General features: G+C 61.5%; 19 protein-coding genes. 1 reads left to right on the top strand and 18 read right to left on the bottom strand.

Annotated features, from left to right (window positions below; all coding sequences use genetic code 11):
- Positions 1-6: 6 nt before the first annotated feature.
- The 10 genes from CAK78_RS12195 to murJ all read right to left on the bottom strand — a co-directional run bounded on the left by CAK78_RS12195 (position 7) and on the right by murJ (position 10,187).
- A complete protein-coding gene (locus CAK78_RS12195; RefSeq protein ID WP_005308830.1) occupies positions 7-483 on the bottom strand; it encodes a pilus assembly PilX family protein in 477 nt (158 codons plus the stop codon).
- A 10-nt stretch (positions 484-493) separates the two neighbouring features.
- Positions 494-1,588: a PilW family protein gene (locus CAK78_RS12190; RefSeq protein ID WP_094697442.1), complete on the bottom strand. Its 1,095-nt coding sequence runs from the start codon at positions 1,586-1,588 to the stop codon at positions 494-496.
- Positions 1,585-1,998, bottom strand: coding sequence for a type IVa pilus pseudopilin TppB (tppB, locus tag CAK78_RS12185; protein WP_094697441.1), 414 nt, complete (start codon positions 1,996-1,998; stop codon positions 1,585-1,587). The genes CAK78_RS12190 and tppB overlap by 4 nt, the downstream gene beginning before the upstream one ends.
- Positions 1,995-2,498 carry a type IVa pilus pseudopilin TppE gene (gene tppE, locus CAK78_RS12180; protein WP_005308824.1) on the bottom strand — a complete coding sequence of 168 codons (504 nt, stop codon included), beginning with the start codon at positions 2,496-2,498 and terminating at the stop codon, positions 1,995-1,997. Before tppE ends, tppB begins: the two co-directional genes overlap by 4 nt.
- Positions 2,499-2,756: 258 nt before the next feature.
- Complete coding sequence (ispH, locus tag CAK78_RS12175) at positions 2,757-3,692, bottom strand: 4-hydroxy-3-methylbut-2-enyl diphosphate reductase (protein WP_094697440.1); 936 nt, start codon at positions 3,690-3,692, stop codon at positions 2,757-2,759.
- Positions 3,692-4,144: an FKBP-type peptidyl-prolyl cis-trans isomerase gene (fkpB, locus tag CAK78_RS12170; protein WP_094697439.1), complete on the bottom strand. Its 453-nt coding sequence runs from the start codon at positions 4,142-4,144 to the stop codon at positions 3,692-3,694. Before fkpB ends, ispH begins: the two co-directional genes overlap by 1 nt.
- A complete protein-coding gene (lspA, locus tag CAK78_RS12165) occupies positions 4,141-4,644 on the bottom strand; it encodes a signal peptidase II (protein WP_094697438.1) in 504 nt (167 codons plus the stop codon). Before lspA ends, fkpB begins: the two co-directional genes overlap by 4 nt.
- On the bottom strand, positions 4,644-7,505 hold the full coding sequence (ileS, locus tag CAK78_RS12160; RefSeq protein ID WP_094697437.1) for an isoleucine--tRNA ligase: 2,862 nt from the start codon (positions 7,503-7,505) through the stop codon (positions 4,644-4,646). The genes lspA and ileS overlap by 1 nt, the downstream gene beginning before the upstream one ends.
- Entirely contained in the window at positions 7,505-8,479 is a 975-nt protein-coding gene (gene ribF, locus CAK78_RS12155; RefSeq protein WP_094697436.1) for a bifunctional riboflavin kinase/FAD synthetase, read from the bottom strand. The genes ileS and ribF overlap by 1 nt, the downstream gene beginning before the upstream one ends.
- A 142-nt stretch (positions 8,480-8,621) precedes the next feature.
- Positions 8,622-10,187 carry a murein biosynthesis integral membrane protein MurJ gene (murJ, locus tag CAK78_RS12150; protein ID WP_010635140.1) on the bottom strand — a complete coding sequence of 522 codons (1,566 nt, stop codon included), beginning with the start codon at positions 10,185-10,187 and terminating at the stop codon, positions 8,622-8,624.
- Between the two features lie 191 nt (positions 10,188-10,378).
- Here murJ and rpsT point away from each other — a divergent pair, with 191 nt between their 5' ends.
- Positions 10,379-10,642, top strand: a complete 264-nt coding sequence (gene rpsT / locus CAK78_RS12145; RefSeq protein WP_005308808.1) for a 30S ribosomal protein S20 — start codon at positions 10,379-10,381, stop codon at positions 10,640-10,642.
- A 48-nt stretch (positions 10,643-10,690) separates the two neighbouring features.
- Here rpsT and CAK78_RS12140 read toward each other — a convergent pair whose 3' ends face one another.
- The 8 genes from CAK78_RS12140 to rppH form a co-directional block, all read right to left on the bottom strand.
- A complete protein-coding gene (locus CAK78_RS12140; RefSeq protein WP_005308804.1) occupies positions 10,691-10,993 on the bottom strand; it encodes an ArsR/SmtB family transcription factor in 303 nt (100 codons plus the stop codon).
- A 49-nt stretch (positions 10,994-11,042) separates the two neighbouring features.
- Positions 11,043-11,975, bottom strand: coding sequence for a transcriptional activator NhaR (nhaR, locus tag CAK78_RS12135; protein WP_005308802.1), 933 nt, complete (start codon positions 11,973-11,975; stop codon positions 11,043-11,045).
- On the bottom strand, positions 11,962-12,345 hold the full coding sequence (locus CAK78_RS12130; RefSeq protein ID WP_176452768.1) for a hypothetical protein: 384 nt from the start codon (positions 12,343-12,345) through the stop codon (positions 11,962-11,964). The genes nhaR and CAK78_RS12130 overlap by 14 nt, the downstream gene beginning before the upstream one ends.
- 20 nt (positions 12,346-12,365) lie before the next feature.
- The gene (nhaA, locus tag CAK78_RS12125; protein ID WP_010635142.1) at positions 12,366-13,556 is read right to left on the bottom strand and encodes a Na+/H+ antiporter NhaA; all 1,191 of its coding nucleotides are present in this window, start codon (positions 13,554-13,556) and stop codon (positions 12,366-12,368) included.
- A gap of 226 nt (positions 13,557-13,782) precedes the next feature.
- Positions 13,783-14,577 carry a thymidylate synthase gene (gene thyA, locus CAK78_RS12120; protein WP_094697434.1) on the bottom strand — a complete coding sequence of 265 codons (795 nt, stop codon included), beginning with the start codon at positions 14,575-14,577 and terminating at the stop codon, positions 13,783-13,785.
- Positions 14,574-15,401: a prolipoprotein diacylglyceryl transferase gene (gene lgt, locus CAK78_RS12115; RefSeq protein WP_094697433.1), complete on the bottom strand. Its 828-nt coding sequence runs from the start codon at positions 15,399-15,401 to the stop codon at positions 14,574-14,576. Before lgt ends, thyA begins: the two co-directional genes overlap by 4 nt.
- Before the next feature lie 67 nt (positions 15,402-15,468).
- Positions 15,469-17,748, bottom strand: a complete 2,280-nt coding sequence (ptsP, locus tag CAK78_RS12110) for a phosphoenolpyruvate--protein phosphotransferase (protein WP_094697432.1) — start codon at positions 17,746-17,748, stop codon at positions 15,469-15,471.
- A gap of 14 nt (positions 17,749-17,762) precedes the next feature.
- Entirely contained in the window at positions 17,763-18,290 is a 528-nt protein-coding gene (gene rppH, locus CAK78_RS12105) for an RNA pyrophosphohydrolase (protein WP_005308708.1), read from the bottom strand.
- Positions 18,291-18,572 lie beyond the last annotated feature (282 nt).

Raw genomic sequence — 18,572 nt, 5'->3', positions numbered from 1 at the left:
TCCCTCCTAGCGGCTGTAGGTTGATTGCAACAGCACCCGGCTCTCGTCCGAGAGGCCGAATCCCCGAGCCGTGATGCGATAAAGACGGCGCTCGCTGATGGGCTCGTCCACCGCCAGGCTCTCGTTGCTGCTCTGGGTGTAGGGCAGCCGCTCGATGAAGTACTCCGGGGCCCGTCCCGCCAGCCCGCTATTGGCATAGGTACGCCAGGCCGTGGAGGGAGAAGCGGGATCCACCGCCACGCTGACGAACTCATAGAGGCCGGCGCTGTTGTCGTAGGGGCCTGAGTTGCCCGCCTCCAGATAGCGCTCGGCAGCGCGCAGTGCCGCCTCCGCCGCCTGCAGTGCCTGTTGCGACTCCTTCTGGTTGCCCGCCATCTTCTCCTGCAGCAGGGCGCTCTGCATGCTGGCCATCGCCAGCAGGCTAACTACCGCGAGAAAAATCAGGCTGATCACCAGCGCCATTCCCCCTTGTCGCCCCATCATGCCTCCCTCCTCATGGCAGCCGGTTGCGCAAGGCGACCGTGGTTTCGGCCACCCAGTACCAGTGGCTGTCGGTTGCCTGGAAGGTAGCGCCGGCGAAGCTGATGGCCTGCGGATCCGACACCACATTGCCCTGGTTGCTGCGCATCAACAGCTGCACGCCGATCCCCAGCACGTTGTCCCAGTTCGGGTTGCTGGCGGCGTTCACGTAACGATCCGCCGCCCGATCCCGGTTCTGATCCTCGCCGAAGGTCAGCTGGATGTCGGTGACCCCGTCCACCAGCGGCATGCCTGCTCCCAGCCCGCTCTTGCGATAGAGGGCATAGGGGGCGCCTGCCGAGGAACGGGCGATGTAATAGACCCGGGTTTCCATCCGGCTCAATACCGAGCCGGCACCGAAGCGCTCCTCGACCGGGCTGCTGGCGCCGCCCCAGGAGCTGACGGCATTGCCCGGGGTATATTTGTTGTCGTTGGAGTGGCCGATGTTGACCTCGCTGCCCCCTCCCACCACCTGGGTCTGGGTGATCTGGAAGATCCGCGCCTTCTGACAGTCGGAGACCATGACGATGTCCCCCTCGCACAGGTCGCTGTAGCCCTGCTTGCCGGTGCCGCAGTAGTTGGCCTTGCTGGAGAGTTGCTGCACGAACAGCTGGGCCGCACTGTTGTTGCGGGTCACCGGCACACCGCTGCCGGTAGGCCCTTGCACCAGCAGCACGTCGGTTCCCAGCTTGGGTTTGGGCTCAGCCGCGGTAAACAGGGCCGACAACGGCGCAGGCAGCGTCGCCGTGACATTGTCATAGCCGCGCAGATAGACGGTGAAGTTGTAGGGCAGCGCCGTCGCCCCGTTGAGGGTATTGGTGATGTTGACCCCCTGCTTGCTGAGGCAGCCCTGGTAGCCCACCATCCGCAGCTCTTGTTGCAGCAGGTTCACGGCAAACCGGCTGTCCTCCTGCACCCGGGCGATGGCCTCGCCGGTCAGGTAGGTTTTGTGGTTGCCAAGCAACACCTGGATGATGACCCCGACCGTCAGCAACGACAGCAGCAGGGCGATCATCACCTCCACCAGACCGACACCGGCCTGACGCAACAAGGTGCGCCGCCCGCTCACAGATCCGTCCTCAGGGTCATGCTGCGCAGCGCAGGCTCGGTGGCCAGCCGGCTGGCATTCCACTGGATGGTGATGGTCGCCTGTCCGGCACTCACGGCAATGGCCCCGTCACCGCCGGGCAAGCCGCCGAGCGCCTGTTTCCAGTACTGCACATCCTGTATCGCCATCGAGCTGCCGGAGACCGCCTCCCCCAGGCCGACGTTGTACTGGCCGAGCAGAGCCGCGCTACGGTTGGCCCGCATCATGTCGGTGATCATGTAGGCAAACTGGGTCGCCTCGGTCCGGGTCAGGGCCGACTGATTGCTCTTGAGCGCCTGCAACTGCAGGGTCGCCATGCCGAGGATGCCGATCGACAGCACCAGCACGGCGATCATGATTTCAAGCAGCGAGACGCCTTGCTGGTGCTTCATATGCAGCTGGTCTCCGTAATCGAAGGGCGGCCGGCCGGGGTGATCGTGATGTCGCGCGATGCCTCCTGCGCGCAGTCGGGCGGCTGCAGGGAAAACACCAGCGCCGCCTGGGCACGACCATCGAGAAAGCCATTGCCACTGAAACGTACCAGCGAGGTATTGCTGACCAGGGTGCCTGCCCCCATGTCGGGAAAGAGTCGCAGCAACTCGCCGTTGTCCAGGGTGCCGTTGCCGTTGCTGTCGACCCAGATCTGCCAGCCCGATTCCCAGTGGTTCTGGGTCAGGTTGCTGGTGGAGGCGGAGAGAGTGACCGCCGTATTGCGGCGAATGGCTTCGGAGCGGGCAAGGTTGATGGCGGCCACGAAGTTGTTGGCCTGGCTGGTCAACGTCATATTGCGCATAATCGCGCTGAAGGAGGGGACTCCCAACGTCAGCAAGATAGAGACGAGCGCAATGGTGACCATCAGCTCGATGAGGCTAAAACCTGAACGCAAAAACATCCTGTTTCGCTCTGATTTTGTCGGGGGGCCGGCGGCACATCCATCTGCCATCAAGCCGGTAACAAGTTCATCAGCAGTCTAGGCCGCGAACTTTCGCTGGCAATTCAATCTACTCAAATCTTGGACATACATCATCAAATTTCGCTGCGATCTGACGGCAACACGGCCAACAAGAGCCATAAGAATCACCCATGAAAAAGCCACCTCGCAGGAGGTGGCTCAATCAGATACAGCGTAGCCCCGCTGGGGACACATCAATCACAGGATCCGCAGTTCCGGCGGCACTTCAAACACCACGTTCTCTTCACGACCGGGGTGCTCGGCCACTACCTTGCCGCCCAGCTCGCGCAGACGGGTGATGACGGACTGCACCAGCACCTCGGGGGCGGAGGCACCGGCGGTGACACCGATCGCCTTGACTCCCGCCAGCCAGTCAGCCTCGATCATGGAGGCGTCGTCGATGAGGTAGGCCTTGGCGCCCACCTTCTCGGCCAGCTCCCGCAGGCGGTTGGAGTTGGAGGAGTTGCGCGACCCTACCACCAGCATGGCGTCCACCAGCCCGGCCATCTCCCGCACCGCATCCTGGCGGTTCTGGGTGGCATAGCAGATGTCATCCTTGCGCGGCCCCTGGATCTTGGGGAAGTGCGCCCGCAACGCATCGATCACGTCTGAGGTCTCGTCCACGCTGAGGGTGGTCTGGGTCACGAAGCAGAGATCGTCCGGGTTCTTCACCTTGAGCCTGGCCACGTCTGCCGGCGTCTCCACCAGATACATGCCGCCCTCGCGATTCTCGTACTGACCCATGGTGCCGATCACCTCGGGGTGGCCAGCATGACCGATGAGCACGGCTTCGGAACCCTTGCGACTGGCGCGATGGACCTCCATGTGCACCTTGGTCACCAGCGGACAGGTGGCATCGAACACCTTGAGGGCGCGGGACTTGGCCATCTCACGCACCGCCTTGGAGACGCCGTGGGCGGAGAAGATGACGATGCTGTCATCCGGCACCTCATCCAGCTCCTCGACGAAGACGGCGCCCGCCTCCTTGAGCCTGTTCACCACGTAGCGGTTGTGCACCACTTCATGGCGGACATAGATGGGGGCACCGAACTTCTCCAGCGCGCTCTCGACGATGCTGATGGCACGGTCGACACCGGCACAGAAGCCGCGGGGATTTGCGAGCAGGATATCCATCAGTGCACCTTCTCCTCGTCATCAACCCCCAGGATCTCCACCTCGAAGGTGACGGTGTGACCGGCCAGGGGGTGGTTGAAATCGACCGTCACCGACACTCCTTCCACCGCCCGGATGATGCCCGGCAGCTCGCTGCCGTTGGGCTGGTCGAACAGGATGATGGTGCCGACTTTCGGCTCCACCTCGGCACCGAACTTGGCGCGGTCCAGGTGGTAGATGTTGTCGGGGTTGGAGAGGCCGAAGGCCTCTTCCGGCGCCAGGGTGAAGCTCTTGCTCTCCCCTTCGCGCAGCCCCAGCAGGCACTGCTCGAAGCTCGGCGTCAGGCTGCCGTCGCCCATCCGCAGACGGGCCGGTTTGCCGTGCAGCGCCGTGCTGTCAGCCACCGAGCCGTCTTCCAGCTTGATGGAGAAATGGAACAGTACACTGCTGTCCGCAGCAATCAGCTGGCTCATGAAGTCGCGTCCTGTTTTTTCTCGCCACGCAAGCCGTCCAGCACGATCATGGCGGCACCGATGAAGATGAAGCTGTCGGCCAGGTTGAACGCCGGCCAGTGGGCGCGCTGCCAGTAGAAGTCGAGGAAGTCGACCACATGGCCCAGTACCAGCCGGTCAAACACGTTGCCGAGCGCCCCGCCGATGATCAGGCTGTAGGCGATACCGCTCCAGCGCTGGGTGGCGGATTGCTTGCGCAGCCAGTGGATCAGCAGGCCGCAGATGGCGAACGCCAGCACGGCGAAGAACCAGCGCTGCCAGCCCCCCTGATCCGCCAGGAAGCTGAAGGCCGCCCCCTTGTTGTAGACGTGGACCAGGTTGAAGAAGGGGGTGATCTCCACCCCCGGGTAGCCAAACGGCAGCAGCTTGACCACGGCGAGCTTGCTCGCCTGGTCCAGTACGAAGGCCAGCACCGCCAGCCACAGCCAACGCAGGCCGCTTTTATGTTGAGTCATGTTCATCAGGCAAATTGACGAGTTTCGCCGTCACCCTCGACGTTGGTGACGCAGCGGCCACAGATCTCTTCGTGGCCCGCGATGGTGCCCACGTCTTCCACATGGTGCCAGCAGCGGTCGCACTTGGCGGCGGCAGACTGGGCCACGCTCAGCCACAGGTCATCACGCTCGGTTGCCACTGCCTCTGCCGGTGCGGCATCGACGCTGACCACCTTGGCCTTGGAGGTGAGCAGTACGAAGCGCAGCTCATCGGCCAGGGCGTTCAGACGCACTGCCAGCTCAGGCTTGGCGAACAGGGTCAGCTCGGCCTGCAGAGAACCGCCGATGCGCTTCTCGCCACGGGCCACTTCCAGCGCCTTGTTCACTTCACCGCGCACGGTGAGGATCTCGGCCCAGAACTCGTCGTTCAGCACTTCGCCCGCTTCCAGCCCGAACAGGCCGTCGTACCACTCCTCAGTGAACACGAACTCGCCGCGCTCACCCGGCAGCAGAGCCCAGATCTCGTCGGCAGTGAAGCTCATGATGGGCGCCATCCAGCGCACCATGGCCTCGGCGATGTGATAGAGAGCGGTCTGGCAGGAGCGACGGGCCAGGCTGTCAGCCTTGGCGGTGTACTGACGATCCTTGATGACGTCCAGATAGAAGGAGCCCATCTCGATGGAGCAGAACTGCATCAGCTTCTGAGTCACACCATGGAAGTTGTACTCGTCGAACGCCGCCACGATCTCGGCCTGTACCGCCTTGGCACGGCCCACGGCCCAGCGATCCACCACCACCATGTCGGCCGGTGCCACCATGTCGGTCGCAGGATTGAAGCCGTTCAGGTTGGCCAGCAGGAAGCGGGCTGTGTTGCGGATACGGCGATAGGCGTCGGCGGAGCGCTTGAGGATCTCGTCGGAGACGGTCATCTCGCCGGTGTAGTCGGTGCTGGCGACCCACAGACGCAGGATGTCGGCACCCAGCTTGTTCATCACGTCCTGCGGGCTCACCACATTGCCGATGGACTTGGACATCTTGCGGCCCTGACCGTCCACGGTGAAGCCGTGAGTCAGCACCTGGTTGTAGGGGGCCTTGTCCTTCATGGCGACGCCGATCATCAGAGAAGACATGAACCAGCCACGGTGCTGGTCAGAGCCTTCCAGATACATGTCGGCCGGCTTGCCGTTGAACTCGGGACGGGCATCGACCACGGAGGCATGGGTAGAACCTGAGTCAAACCAGACGTCCAGGGTGTCGGGCACCTTCTCGTAGTTGTCGGCGTCCGCGCCCAGCAGCTCGGCCTTGTCCAGATCCCACCAGGCCTGGATGCCGGACTGCTCGACCCGCTTGGCCACCTCTTCCATCAGGCGCACGGAATCCGGATGCAGCGCCTGGGTATCCTTGTGCACGAACAGGGAGATGGGCACGCCCCAGGTACGCTGACGGGAGATACACCAGTCAGGACGGTTCTCGACCATCGCCTGAATGCGGTTCTTGCCCCAGGCCGGCACCCAGCCGCTCTGGCCGTGCTGGGCAATGCCCTCTTTCTCGATACGCTCGATCTCTTCAAGAGCACGCTTGCGCAGACCCTTCTGCTCCATGCTGATGAACCACTGGGGGGTGGCACGGAAGATGATCGGGGTCTTGTGACGCCAGCAGTGCGGGTAGGAGTGGTTGAACACCTTGTGGTGCAGCAGGGCGCCACGCTCGGTCAGCACCTCGACCACGGCCGCATTGGCCTTGAACACATGCTGGCCGGCAAACAGTTCGGTATCCGGCAGATAGACGCCGTTGCTGCCCACCGGGTTGGCCACTTCCAGACCGTACTTCTGACCGACCACGAAGTCTTCCTGGCCGTGGCCAGGGGCGGTGTGCACCGCGCCGGTACCGGCGTCCAGGGTGACGTGATCACCCAGCACCACAGGCACGTCGAAGCTGTAGAAGGGGTGGTTGAAGCGCAGCAGCTCGAGCGCCGCGCCCTTGGCATAGCCCAGGTTGTGGAAGTGCTCGATGCCGGCGCGATCCATCACGTCCTTCACCAGCTCGGCGGCCAGGATCAGACGCTCGGGATTGTCACCCTCGACCTGCACCAGCGCATAGTCGAGATCGGCGTGCATGGCGATGGCGCGGTTGGCCGGCAGGGTCCACGGGGTGGTGGTCCAGATCACGGCAGAGAGGGTGCCCTTGCCGGTGTGGCCTTCGGCGCAGTCAAACTTGGCGGCCACGGCAGCCTCGTCGACGGCCTTGAAGCGTACGTCGATGGAAGGGGAGTTCTTGTCGTAGTACTCCACTTCGGCTTCAGCCAGGGCAGAGCCGCAATCGGTACACCAGTGCACCGGCTTGGAGCCTTTGTGCAGGTGGCCGTTTTCAACGATCTTGGCCATGGAGCGGATGATGTTGGCTTCGGTGCCAAAATCCATGGTCAGGTAGGGGTGTTCCCAGTCACCCAGCACGCCTAAGCGGATGAAGTCGGTCTTCTGCGCTTCGATCTGGGTCTTGGCGTATTTGCGGCACTCGGCGCGGAACTCGGCGGCGGAAACCTTCTCACCCGGCTTGCCGACCATGCCTTCCACTTTCAGCTCGATGGGCAGACCGTGGCAATCCCAGCCCGGCACGTAGGGGGAGTCGAAGCCGGAGAGGCCCTTGGACTTGATGATGATGTCTTTGAGGATCTTGTTGACCGAGTGACCGATGTGAATGCTGCCGTTCGCATAGGGGGGGCCATCGTGCAGAATGAACGAAGGCTTGCCCGCTTTGGCGCGGCGAATGGCGCCGTAAAGATCCTGATCGTACCAACGTTTCAGCATGTTGGGTTCGCGCTTGGCCAGATCGCCACGCATCGGAAACTCGGTTTCCGGAAGATTCAGGGTGTGTTTATAGTCGCTCATCAGTCCTGGGTTCCCTTCTTTTCTAAAAGAGTGCTGGGTAAATGAAATTGTGGCAGCCCGAACCAGGCTCGGGCCGCCAGGGCATCTCGTTCGATCTGCTCTTTCAAGGCGGTGAAAGAGGCAAACTTCTGCTCTTCGCGCAGCTTGTGGCGAAGCAGCACCTTGACCTGCTGACCATAAAGGTCACCAGAAAAATCAAATAGATGTACTTCCAATCTGGCTTGTGTACCGCTCAAGGTCGGCCGTACACCCACATTGGCGACACCGGGGAAGGTCTTGCCGGAACATATCACTTCCACCGCGAACACGCCACCGACCGGGATCACCTGACGCTTGAGAGCCAGATTGGCGGTGGGAAAACCTATGGTGCGGCCCAGCTTGTCGCCGTGGGCTACCCGACCGCTGATGGTGTAGGGACGGCCGAGCATCAGCTCCACCTCCGCCATCCGGCCGGCCGCGAGGGCCTCGCGCACCAGCGTGCTGCTGACTCGCTGACGGGACAACTGGAAACTCTGGGTGCTGATCACCTCGAAGCCGAAGCGCCGGCCGGCCTCCTCCAGCAAGTGGAAGTCCCCTTCCCGCCCCTTGCCGAAGCGAAAATCGTCGCCGACCACCAGATAGTGCACGCCGAGTTTCTCCACCAGCAGCTGCTCTATGAAGGTGTCCGCGGACTGCTCGGCAAAGCGGTGGTTGAAGCGCACGCAGAGCATGCGATCGATCTGCATCCCCTTGAGCGCCTCGTACTTCTCCCGCAGGCGGCTGAGGCGGGCTGGCGCCGCGGCCCCGGCAAACAGCTCTAGCGGCTGGGGCTCGAACAGCATGACGCAGGCCGGCAGGCCGAGCTGGGCGGCCTTTTCCTGCAAGCGAGTCAGCACGGCATGATGACCCTGATGGACCCCATCAAAGTTGCCAATGGTCAATACACACCCCCGGTGACGGGGCTTGATATTGTGAATACCGCGGATAAGCTCCATCAGTGCCTTGTGCTTTGCTGCTATGAAAATCGCCGGATTATATATCAGGCGGCACGCCGGGTCAGCCCTGTAGCTGACCCGATTTCAGCCGCCCCGCCCCGACAACAGGTTCAGGTGGGGCTATTTCGCCACAGGGGCTGACTCAGTCGTCCCGCCCCGCTCTCAGATCTCTTGGCCGGATCCCAAGCGCCAGCAGGACACCGGCATAGATGGCGCCCCCCACGACCAGCAGCATGGCCAGCTGCATGGTCGCCTTGCTCATGTGCCAGGCGCCCCACTGGGCCAGATCCGGCGAGAGGTACAAGAGCACGCCCCCCATCAGCAGGCTGGCGGTCAGCAGCTTGAGACAAAATACCCCGGTGTGACGGGACGGGCGGTAGACGCTCTGCTGATGGAGCCCTCTGAACAGCAAAGCCGCGTTCAGCGTGCCCGAGCAGGCGGTCGAGAGGGCCAGCCCCACGTAGCCGAGCGGATAGATGAAGAGCAGGTTGCAGACCATGTTGGCCGCCATCGAGATCATCCCGATCCGCACCGGCGTACGGGTGTCCTGGCGGGCGTAGTAGCCCGGCGCCAGCACCTTGATCAGCATCAGCGACAGCAAACCTGTGGTCGATGCCAGCAGGCTGGCGCTCGACATGCTCACCTCGTGCAGGCCGAACTCGCCGCGCATGAACAGTACCCGCAGGATGGGCTCGCGCAGCACGGCGATGCCCACCATGGCCGGCAGGCCGAGCAGCATCACCATCCGTACCCCCCAGTCCATGGTACGGGAGAAGTCGGCCGGGTCGGCATCCACGTGCTTCTTGGCCAGCGCCGGCAGGATGACGGTGCTGATGGCGACGCCGAACATGCCGAGCGGGAACTCCAGCAGCCGATCCGAGTAATAGAGATAACTGATGGCACCGGTCGCCAAGAAGGAGGCGAGCATGGTGTTGACCAGCAGGTTGATCTGGCTGACCGAGACCCCGAACAGGGCCGGGATCATCAGGGTGCGGATTTTCACCACCCCCGGGTGGTGCCAACCCCACTTGGGCCACACCAGCATGTTGAGCTGGCGCAGGAAAGGGAACTGGAACAGGAACTGCACCAGACCGCCGAGGAAGACACCGATGGCCAGCGCCAGCTCGGGATTGTCGAGCCAGGGGGAAATCCACCAGGCGGCGGCAATCATGGTGATGTTGAGGAAGATGGGGGTAAAGGAGGAGACCCCGAAGCGGCCGAAGGTGTTGAGAATGGCCCCCGCCATGGCGGTGAAGGTGATGAACCAGAGGTAGGGGAAGGTGATCTTGAGCATCAGGCTCGCCATCTCGAACTTCTCGGCCGCCGGCCCGCCGTGCAGCCAGTCCCAGAACCAGCCCCAGCCAAACAGGGCGGTCAGCACGCCGGAACCCAGCACCCCGAGCAGGGTGACCACGGTGACGATTCCCCCCAGAGTGCCCGCCACCGCAGCCAGCAACTCGCGCACTTCGCTCTCGTCGCCCTTTTTCTTGTACTCCGTCATCACGGGAACAAAGGCCTGGTTGAAGGCTCCTTCGGCGAACAGGCGGCGCAGAAAGTTGGGAATGCGGTTGGCAAAGAAGAAGACGTCTGCGGCCACCCCGGCGCCAAGCAGATTGGCGATGACCACATCGCGAACCAAGCCCATCACGCGGGACGCCAACGTCATTCCGGACACTATCATGCCGGATTTGATCAATTTCTTACTCAAGACGAGGCCTCTGGAACTGTCGGAATGAAAAGAATGCTGATAGAATCGGCCGACAGTTTAACCGTCTCCCACCTGACACACCACCGGGGGGCGGTGTTTATTTGCACAAATCATTTGACAATATGTGGTTGAGAAGGCATATTTCCGGGCCTTTTCAATACACTCGCTAAGACAGTTTTAGGAGTTTTACCTTGGCTAACATCAAATCTGCTAAGAAGCGCGCTCTTCAGTCAGAGAAACGTCGTCAGCACAACGCCAGCCGTCGTTCCATGACCCGTACCTACCTGAAGAAAGTCATCGCTGCCATCGCCTCTGGCGACAAGGCTGCTGCGACTGCCGCTTTCGCTGTTGCTCAGCCGATCATGGATCGTATGGCGACCAAAGGCCTGATCCACAAGAACAAAGCTGCTCGTCACAAGAGCCGCCTGTCTGCCCAGATCAAAGCTATGGCTTAATCAGCGTCTGCTGATAAAGCTGAAAAAACCGGCCTTAGTGCCGGTTTTTTATTTCTGTTCGCTGCAGTACAACTTGTGCAGCAACCCTATCATCTCGCGCACCTCGTAGCTGCGCAGCGAATAGTAGACCGTCTGGGCCTCCTTGCGCGTCTCCACCAGTTCATCCCGCCGCAGCACGGCCAGGTGTTGTGACAACGCCGACTGACTCAGGCCCAGCCGCTCGTTGAGTTCCCCCACCGACAGTTCCCGCTCCAGCAGCTGACACAGGATAAACAGCCGCCGTTCATTGGCCAGCGCCTTGAGCAGTGCCACCGCCCGGCTCGCATTGGCCTCCATCTCTTCCAGTTGCATCTCATTCCCTCTCGTTCGAGGCAAGAATCATACTCTGTGGCCCGTCGATTTAAAATGACAGGGTTGCCGGTTGAATCATGGCAAAGTCCTCCTGGCCGGCAAACAGGAAGGAGAAGTCACTCTCGCACACCCGTTTCACCGCCGGGTGCTGGATCATCCGCTCGGCGAAGATGACGTAGTACTCCTCCATCAGATCCTGGGTCTCGCCCAGCAGCATCACTCCCTCCCCTTCCAAGATCTCCTCCCGGTAGATGGTGGGCGCCATGAAGATGCCCTGGTTGAAAAAGCCGAACGCCTTCATCAGGGCCGCATCGTCAAACTCGCCGAGAATGCTGGGGGAGACCCCCTGCTGCTCGAACCACTGGGTCAGCTGACGACCCATGGCGGTACGCCGGCCGGGGATCAGCAGCTTGCGTTCCTCCAGACAGGCGGGAAACGGCAGCGATGGCAGCGGCGCCTTGCAGAAGAAGCTGACCCCGCAACCACCTAGTCGCTTGGAGAGCAGGCCGGCGTGCTGGCTGGAGTCCACCGGGCAGTCGGAGAGGATCATGTCGAGCTTGTGTTCGCTCAGCTGCTCCAGCAACAACTCGTGGGTCGATTCGAAGCAGCGCAGATGGATGGAGCCATCATTGGGGATGACGGAGAGCAGCACCCGGCTGGCGAGGCGTTTGGAGAGGGCGTCGGCGATGCCGACGTCGAACAGGATCTGGCTCTCCTTGCGGTAGTTGACGATATCCAGCATCTCGTAGGAGAGGCTGAACATCTTGTCGGCATAGCGGAATACCAGCTGGCCCAGCTCGGTCGCCTCCAGGGAGCGCCCCTTTCTTATCAGCAATTTGCCGCCGAGGCGCTGCTCCAGCAGCTTGATCTGGCCGGTGACGGTCTGCGGGGTCAAGAAGAGGGCTTCCGCCGCTTGCGTGACAGAGCCCTTCTTCTGGGTCATCCAAAAATAATAGAGATGGTTGTAGTTAAGGTGTGACATCCGATGGGGTTCCCGCCTGGCGCGGGCTCCGGTAGCAACTGAGTTCAGCCGCCAGAATGTCATACATGTCGCTGATCGAGTCAACCTTGTTCGCGCCGAACTGCTCCTGCAGGTGGGCCTTGAGGTGGACCGGATCCGGCATCCGCTCCCCGCAGTAGCGCTTGTTGGACTGCTTGACTCGCTCGCCGGCCCGGCTGCTCAGCGCCCGCTCGGCGAAGGTCTCACCAAACTGCGCCTTGGCCTGCTTGTCCCCCAGCAGCAGAGCGCTGTCGACCACGCCGCTGAGATAGGCCGAGCAGCTGGCCGAGGCTGCATCCTGCTGGCAATCCTGCAGACTGCCGGCCCAGGCCGCCTGGCTCAGCGCCAGCATGGCCCACCATCCTGCTCTTTTCATAACCCCTCCGTGCTTTGATCGGCCTCCCGGTTCGGGAGCGCCATGCGCAGGGCGAGATAACCGACGATCGCCGCCAGGGTGGATCCCACCAGGATCCCGAGGCGAGAGTAGCTGCCGTAATCCAATCCGCCGTGCTCGAAGGCCAGCGAGGCGATGAACATCGACATGGTAAAGCCGATGCCACACAGAATGCTGACCGCAAAGATCTGTCTGAAGTTGACCCCAGGTGGCAATTGGGCAATGCCCAGCTTGACCGACAGCCAGCTGATGGTGAACACCCCGAGCGGCTTGCCGATGAACAGCCCCAGCATGATGCCCATGGGCACCGGGCTCAGCAGGGAGGAGAGACCTATCCCCTCCAGCGACACCCCGGCGTTGGCAAAGGCGAACAGCGGCAGGATCAGGTAGGCACTCCAGGGGTGCAGGGCATGCTCCAGATGCTTGAGTGGCGAGGCATAACGCTTGCCGTTGAGCGGGATCATGAAGCCCACCACCACCCCAGCCAGGGTCGCATGGACGCCCGACTTCAGCACCGCCACCCAGAGCACCAGCCCGACCAGCATGTAGAGGCTGATCCGATCCTCACCGCGGCGATTCATCCACAGCAGGGTCAGGGTCGCCAGGATGCCGATCGCCAGCGCCGTCAGCGACAGCTGCTGGGTGTAGAACAGGGCGATGATGATGATGACCCCCAGGTCATCCATGATGGCCAGCGCCAGCAGAAACACCTTGAGGCTGACCGGCACCCGCTTGCCGAGCAGCGCCATCACCCCGAGGGCAAAGGCGATGTCGGTGGCGGCGGGAATGGCCCAGCCGGCACGCGCCACTTCATCCGAGTAGTTGAAGAAGGCATAGATCAGAGCCGGCGCTAGCATGCCGCCCACCGCCGCGATGGCCGGGAAGGTGGCCTGCACCCGGGAAGAGAGCGCCCCTTCCAGCATCTCGCGCTTCACCTCGAGGCCGACCAGCAGGAAGAAGACAGCCATGAAGCCGTCGTTGATCCAGAGCAGCAGCGGCTTGTTGATGTCGAGGGCTGCAATGCGCACCTGCACCTGGGTATCGAGGAAAGCCTGATAGCTGCCGGCCAGGCCGCTGTTGGCCAAGATCATGGCCAGCATGGCTGCCATGATCAGAATTATTCCGGAGGCGGCCTCCAACTTGAGGAACTTCTTGATTACGTCGCTCATGGTTAAAATATCCACAGTCTTACTTTGATTTGAGTCTATATCCGATAACAATCCGTGAAAAATCGTTTCTTACTGCGAAATACAACGAAAAAACCGAAGGCAAAATCAAACATGCCTGCTATAAGCAGGTTTTCTCTCGGGCAGATATCACTTGATACTCCCCCATAAGAATGAATATTTTGTGGTTTTTATGCATAAAAAAGGCGCCTCATGGGCGCCTTTCACATCAGATGGCGACGGGCGCCTTGATGCCGGGATGGGGGTCGTAACCCTCGATCTCGAAATCCTCGAATCGGTAGTCGAAGATGGAGTCCGGCTTGCGTTTGATCAGCAGGGTCGGCAGCGGGCGCGGCTCGCGGGAGAGCTGCAGCGCAGTCTGCTCCATGTGGTTGGAGTAGAGGTGCACGTCACCACCGGTCCAGACGAAGTCCCCCACTTCCAGGTCGCACTGCTGGGCCATCATGTGGGTCAGCAAAGCGTAGCTGGCGATGTTGAACGGCAGGCCGAGGAAGACGTCACAACTGCGCTGATAGAGCTGGCAGGAGAGTTTGCCGTCCGCCACATAGAACTGGAAGAAGGCGTGGCAGGGAGCCAGCGCCATCTTGTCCAGCTCGCCCACATTCCAGGCGGAGACGATGATGCGACGGGAATCCGGGTTGTGCTTGATGTCGTCCACCGCCTTCTGGATCTGGTCGATGACAGACCCGTCAGCCGCTGGCCAGGAGCGCCACTGGGCGCCGTAGACCGGGCCCAGATCGCCGTTTTCGTCGGCCCACTCGTCCCAGATGCTAACACCATTCTCTTTCAGATAGGCGGTGTTGGTGTCGCCGTTGAGGAACCAGAGCAGCTCGTGAATGATGGAGCGCAGGTGGCACTTCTTGGTGGTCACCAGCGGGAAGCCTTCGGCCAGGTTGAAGCGCATCTGATGGCCGAACAGGGAGACAGTGCCGGTACCGGTACGGTCGGACTTGAGGGTGCCCTCATCCAGGACCTTCTGCATCAGGTCGAGATAGGCTCTCATTGTTTTGCCTCCTTCACGGCGTTGCCAAACAGCTGCGGGCGCTTGTAAGCGGCCCAGATCATCAGGGCACCGATGAGGATCATCGGGGTAGAGAGGATCTGGCCCATGCTGAGCTCGTTGAAGTAGAGCCCGAGCTGGCTGTCAGGCTGGCGCACAAATTCCACCAGGAAGCGGAACAGGCCGTAGAACAGCAGGAACATGCCGGAGATGGCGCCGCGCGGCGGGTTCTTGCGCCAGAACAGGTTGAGGATGATGAACAGCACCACCCCTTCCAGTGCGAACTGGTAGAGCTGGGAGGGGTGGCGCGGCTCGGGGCCCGCTTCCGGGAAGATGATGGCCCAGGGCACATCGGTGACCCGACCCCACAGCTCGCCGTTGAGGAAGTTGCCGATGCGGCCGACGCCGAGGCCAAACGGAATGAGCGGTGCCACGAAATCGGCCACGGTAAAGAAGTGGCGCTTGGTCTTGTGGGCAAACCAGACCATGGCGGTGATGACCCCGATCAGGCCGCCGTGGAACGACATGCCACCGGTCCAGATCTTGAACAGGTAGAGGGGATCGGCCAGGAACATGTCGAAGTTGTAGAACAGCACGTAACCGACCCGACCACCCAGGATCACCCCGAGGAAACCGTAAAACAGCAGGTCTGACACCTCGTTGCGGGTCCAGCCGCTGTTCGGCGCATCGGCGCGACGCCCCGCCAGCCACATGGCAAAGGCGAAGCCAAACAAGTACATGAGACCATACCAGCGTACCGATAGTGGTCCCAAACTGAATGCTACGGGATCAATCTGCGAGAAAACCCAATATCCATCGTGCTGCATAAGCGGCCCCAGTCATAAGAAAAGCCGCATTTTCCGATCATTCGTCAGCAGGGACAAGGCATGATTATCAATCAATCTGTTTCGCTTTGTGACCGGCGCGCAGCAAACCGCCCAGACCGTGCTCTTCCAGATAGCGGGCAAACAGGCCGCGCAGCACATGGGGATTGTCGTGCTTGAGGCCGTCGGTCAGCAGCACAGTCAGCTCGCTCAGGTTGGCCTGACGCAGTACGTACTTGATGCGTGCGATGTTGTGGGTGTTCATGCTGAAGCGGCGATAGCCCATGGCCAGCAGCAGCAACACCCCGACCGGATCACCGGCCAGCTCGCCACAGACCGAGACCGGTTTGTGGTAGCGATGGGAGGCATCGACCAGCAGCTGCAGGGCGCGGATCACCGCCGGATGGAAGGCGTCGTAGATATTTGCGACCCGGGCGTTGTTACGATCCACCGCCAGCAGGTACTGGGTCAGATCGTTGCTGCCCACCGACCAGAAGTCGATGAGCGGCGCCATCTCAGGCAGGATGTAGAGGGCGGAAGGCACCTCGATCATCACCCCCAGGCTCGGGTAGCGGATCACTGCCTCACGGCTGACCGCCTCTTCCGACACTTCGCGCCAGGCCTGATCCAGCAGGCGGCGAGAGGCCTTGATTTCACTGACGCTGCTGATCATCGGCAGCATGATGGCCAGATTGTCCAGCCCTTCGCTGGCCCGCAGCATTGCCTTGAGCTGCACCAGGAACAGTTCGGGGTGATCCAGGGTGAGCCGGATCCCCCGCCAGCCAAGGAAGGGATTTTCCTCGACGATGGGGAAATAGGGCAACTGCTTGTCCCCCCCCACATCCAGGGTCCGCATGCAGACCGGCCGGTTGCGATAGGTCTCCAGAATGCCGCGATAGCGGGCGGTCTGCTCCCACTCGGAGGGGAAGCTGTCCTGCAGCATGAAGGGGATCTCGGTGCGATAGAGGCCGACCCCGTCCGCCAGCTGATTGAGAGAGATCTCGGTGTCGGCGCTGAGGCCGGCGTTGAGCAGCAGGGAGACAGGCACGCCATCGGCGGTCTCGGAGGGCTGATTGTCGACGCTGCGCACCAGGGTATCGAGCGCCCGCTCTTCGCTCAGCAGCTGACGATACTCGGTCAGGATCACCTGATTGGGCTCGATGAAGAGATCGCCGCTGTAACCGTCGACCACCAACATGCGACCACCGATGTCGCCGAGCGGCAGATCCACCCCCATGATGGCCGCCACCCCCATGGCGCGGGCCAGGATGGCGGCGTGGGAGTTGGTGCCCCCCTTGAGCGACACCACCCCGGTCAGGAACTCGCGGGGCACCTCGGCGAGGATGGTGGCCGTCACCTCGTCGGCGACCAGCACCACAGGCTCGCCGATGGCGATATGCTCGGGCTCGTTTTGCACCAGCCGGCTGATGAGCCGCTGAGCGATGTCCTTCACATCGGTGGAGCGCTCCTGCAGATAGGGATCCTTCATCCCCTTGAACTGCTCGATGAGACGATCGCTGATGAGCTTGACCGCCGAGACCGCCGTCCAGTGCTCCTTGCTCACCTTGTTGCGGATCGGCTTGATGTAGCCGGGATCGTCCAGCAGATGCAGATAGATGTCGAAGATCGCCACCGAGTCCTGGCTGTAACTCTCGCGAAAACGCAGGGCCAGGCTCTCCAGGTCGTGGCGCACCTCTTCCACCGCCACGTTCAGCCGCGCCAGCTGGCTGGCGTGATCCTCATCCTTGCGCGGGGTGATGGAGCGCAGCTCCTTGCGTGGCCGCCATACCCAGGCCTTGGCCATGGCGATGCCGCTGGCCCCAGCAATGCCGCGCAGCGGCTTGCTCCAGTCGGTCTTCTGCAGCCACCCCTTGGCCTGAGCCTGGGCGATACGCGCCGCCAGCTGGGCCGCCAGGGTGACCATGAAGGACTCCTCCCCCTCATCGAAGAGGCGGCTCTCCATCTGCTGCACTACCAGAATGCCCACCACCTGACGCTGATGCATGATGGGGGCGCCGAGGAAGGAGCGAAACGCCTCTTCGGCCACATCGGGCAGGAATTTGAAACTGGGGTGGGAAGGGGCATCGGCCAGGTTGATCAGCTCTTCACGCTGACCCACCAGGCCGACGATACCCTGCTCGAACGGCAAGGTGGCCTTGCCCACCGCCGACTCGGCCAGACCGTCGGTCGCGGCCAGCCGGTAGCGGCGCATTTCAGGTTCGGAGACATAAACGGAACAGCAGTCCACCGACATGGCCAGCCGGGTCTGGCTGACCAATGCCTGCAAGGCCAGCTCGAGGGTATTGGCTTCGGCCATGCTTTCGACGATGCGTCTGAGTTCCGTTAACAACTAATCTGTGCTCCTTAGCGGGCGCGATTACGCCGCCCATCCTTCTTGTTGACCTGCACTGCCGGCACCGGCATCGCCAGCGGGGCAAACTCCTTCATCACCCGGCGATAGACTTCCCGCTTGAAGGAAACCACCTGACGCACCGGGTACCAGAAGCTGACCCAACGCCAGTCATCAAACTCCGGATGACCATGACAACCGAACTGGATCCTGGACTCCCTGCCCGGATCCAGCTGCAGCAGGAACCATTTTTGTTTTTGGCCAATACAGACCGGTGAACTGTCCCAACGAACGAGGCGTTTTGGCAAGCGATACTTCAACCAGTTGCGACTGGTCGCCATGATGGTCACATCCTCGGGCTTGAGGCCTATCTCCTCATACAGCTCACGATACATGGCCTGCTCTGGCGTCTCACCGTCATCAACTCCTCCCTGCGGAAACTGCCAGGAGTGCTGCCCATAACGCTTGGCCCACAATACTTGTCCGTCACGGTTACAGATCACGATTCCGACATTGGGACGAAACCCGTCGCCATCTATCACGTGATCACCTTATAAAGGCTGAATCTATAAGGGGATTGTTCCACATTCACCTCGTGGCAGCAAACAAGGACTGCAATCCCCCATTCATGAATAACTTTCGATTTCAAGCAAACTTATAAACAAATTAAAGGATCAGATTCCGCAAGTTGCCCACCCAGACTGTGCATAAGCCTGTGAGCAAGCGGGTATATACAGTAGTTTTATTTATCTGCTCCAAACTGCCCCACAGCATACAGGATGCGATAGAAAACAAAATATGTATTTAAATACATGGTGTTAAAC

This window comes from Aeromonas sp. A35_P, from assembly GCF_002259925.1.
GTDB classification, from domain to species: Bacteria; Pseudomonadota; Gammaproteobacteria; order Enterobacterales; family Aeromonadaceae; genus Aeromonas; species Aeromonas dhakensis.
This window is presented reverse-complemented; position numbering and strand designations above follow the sequence as displayed.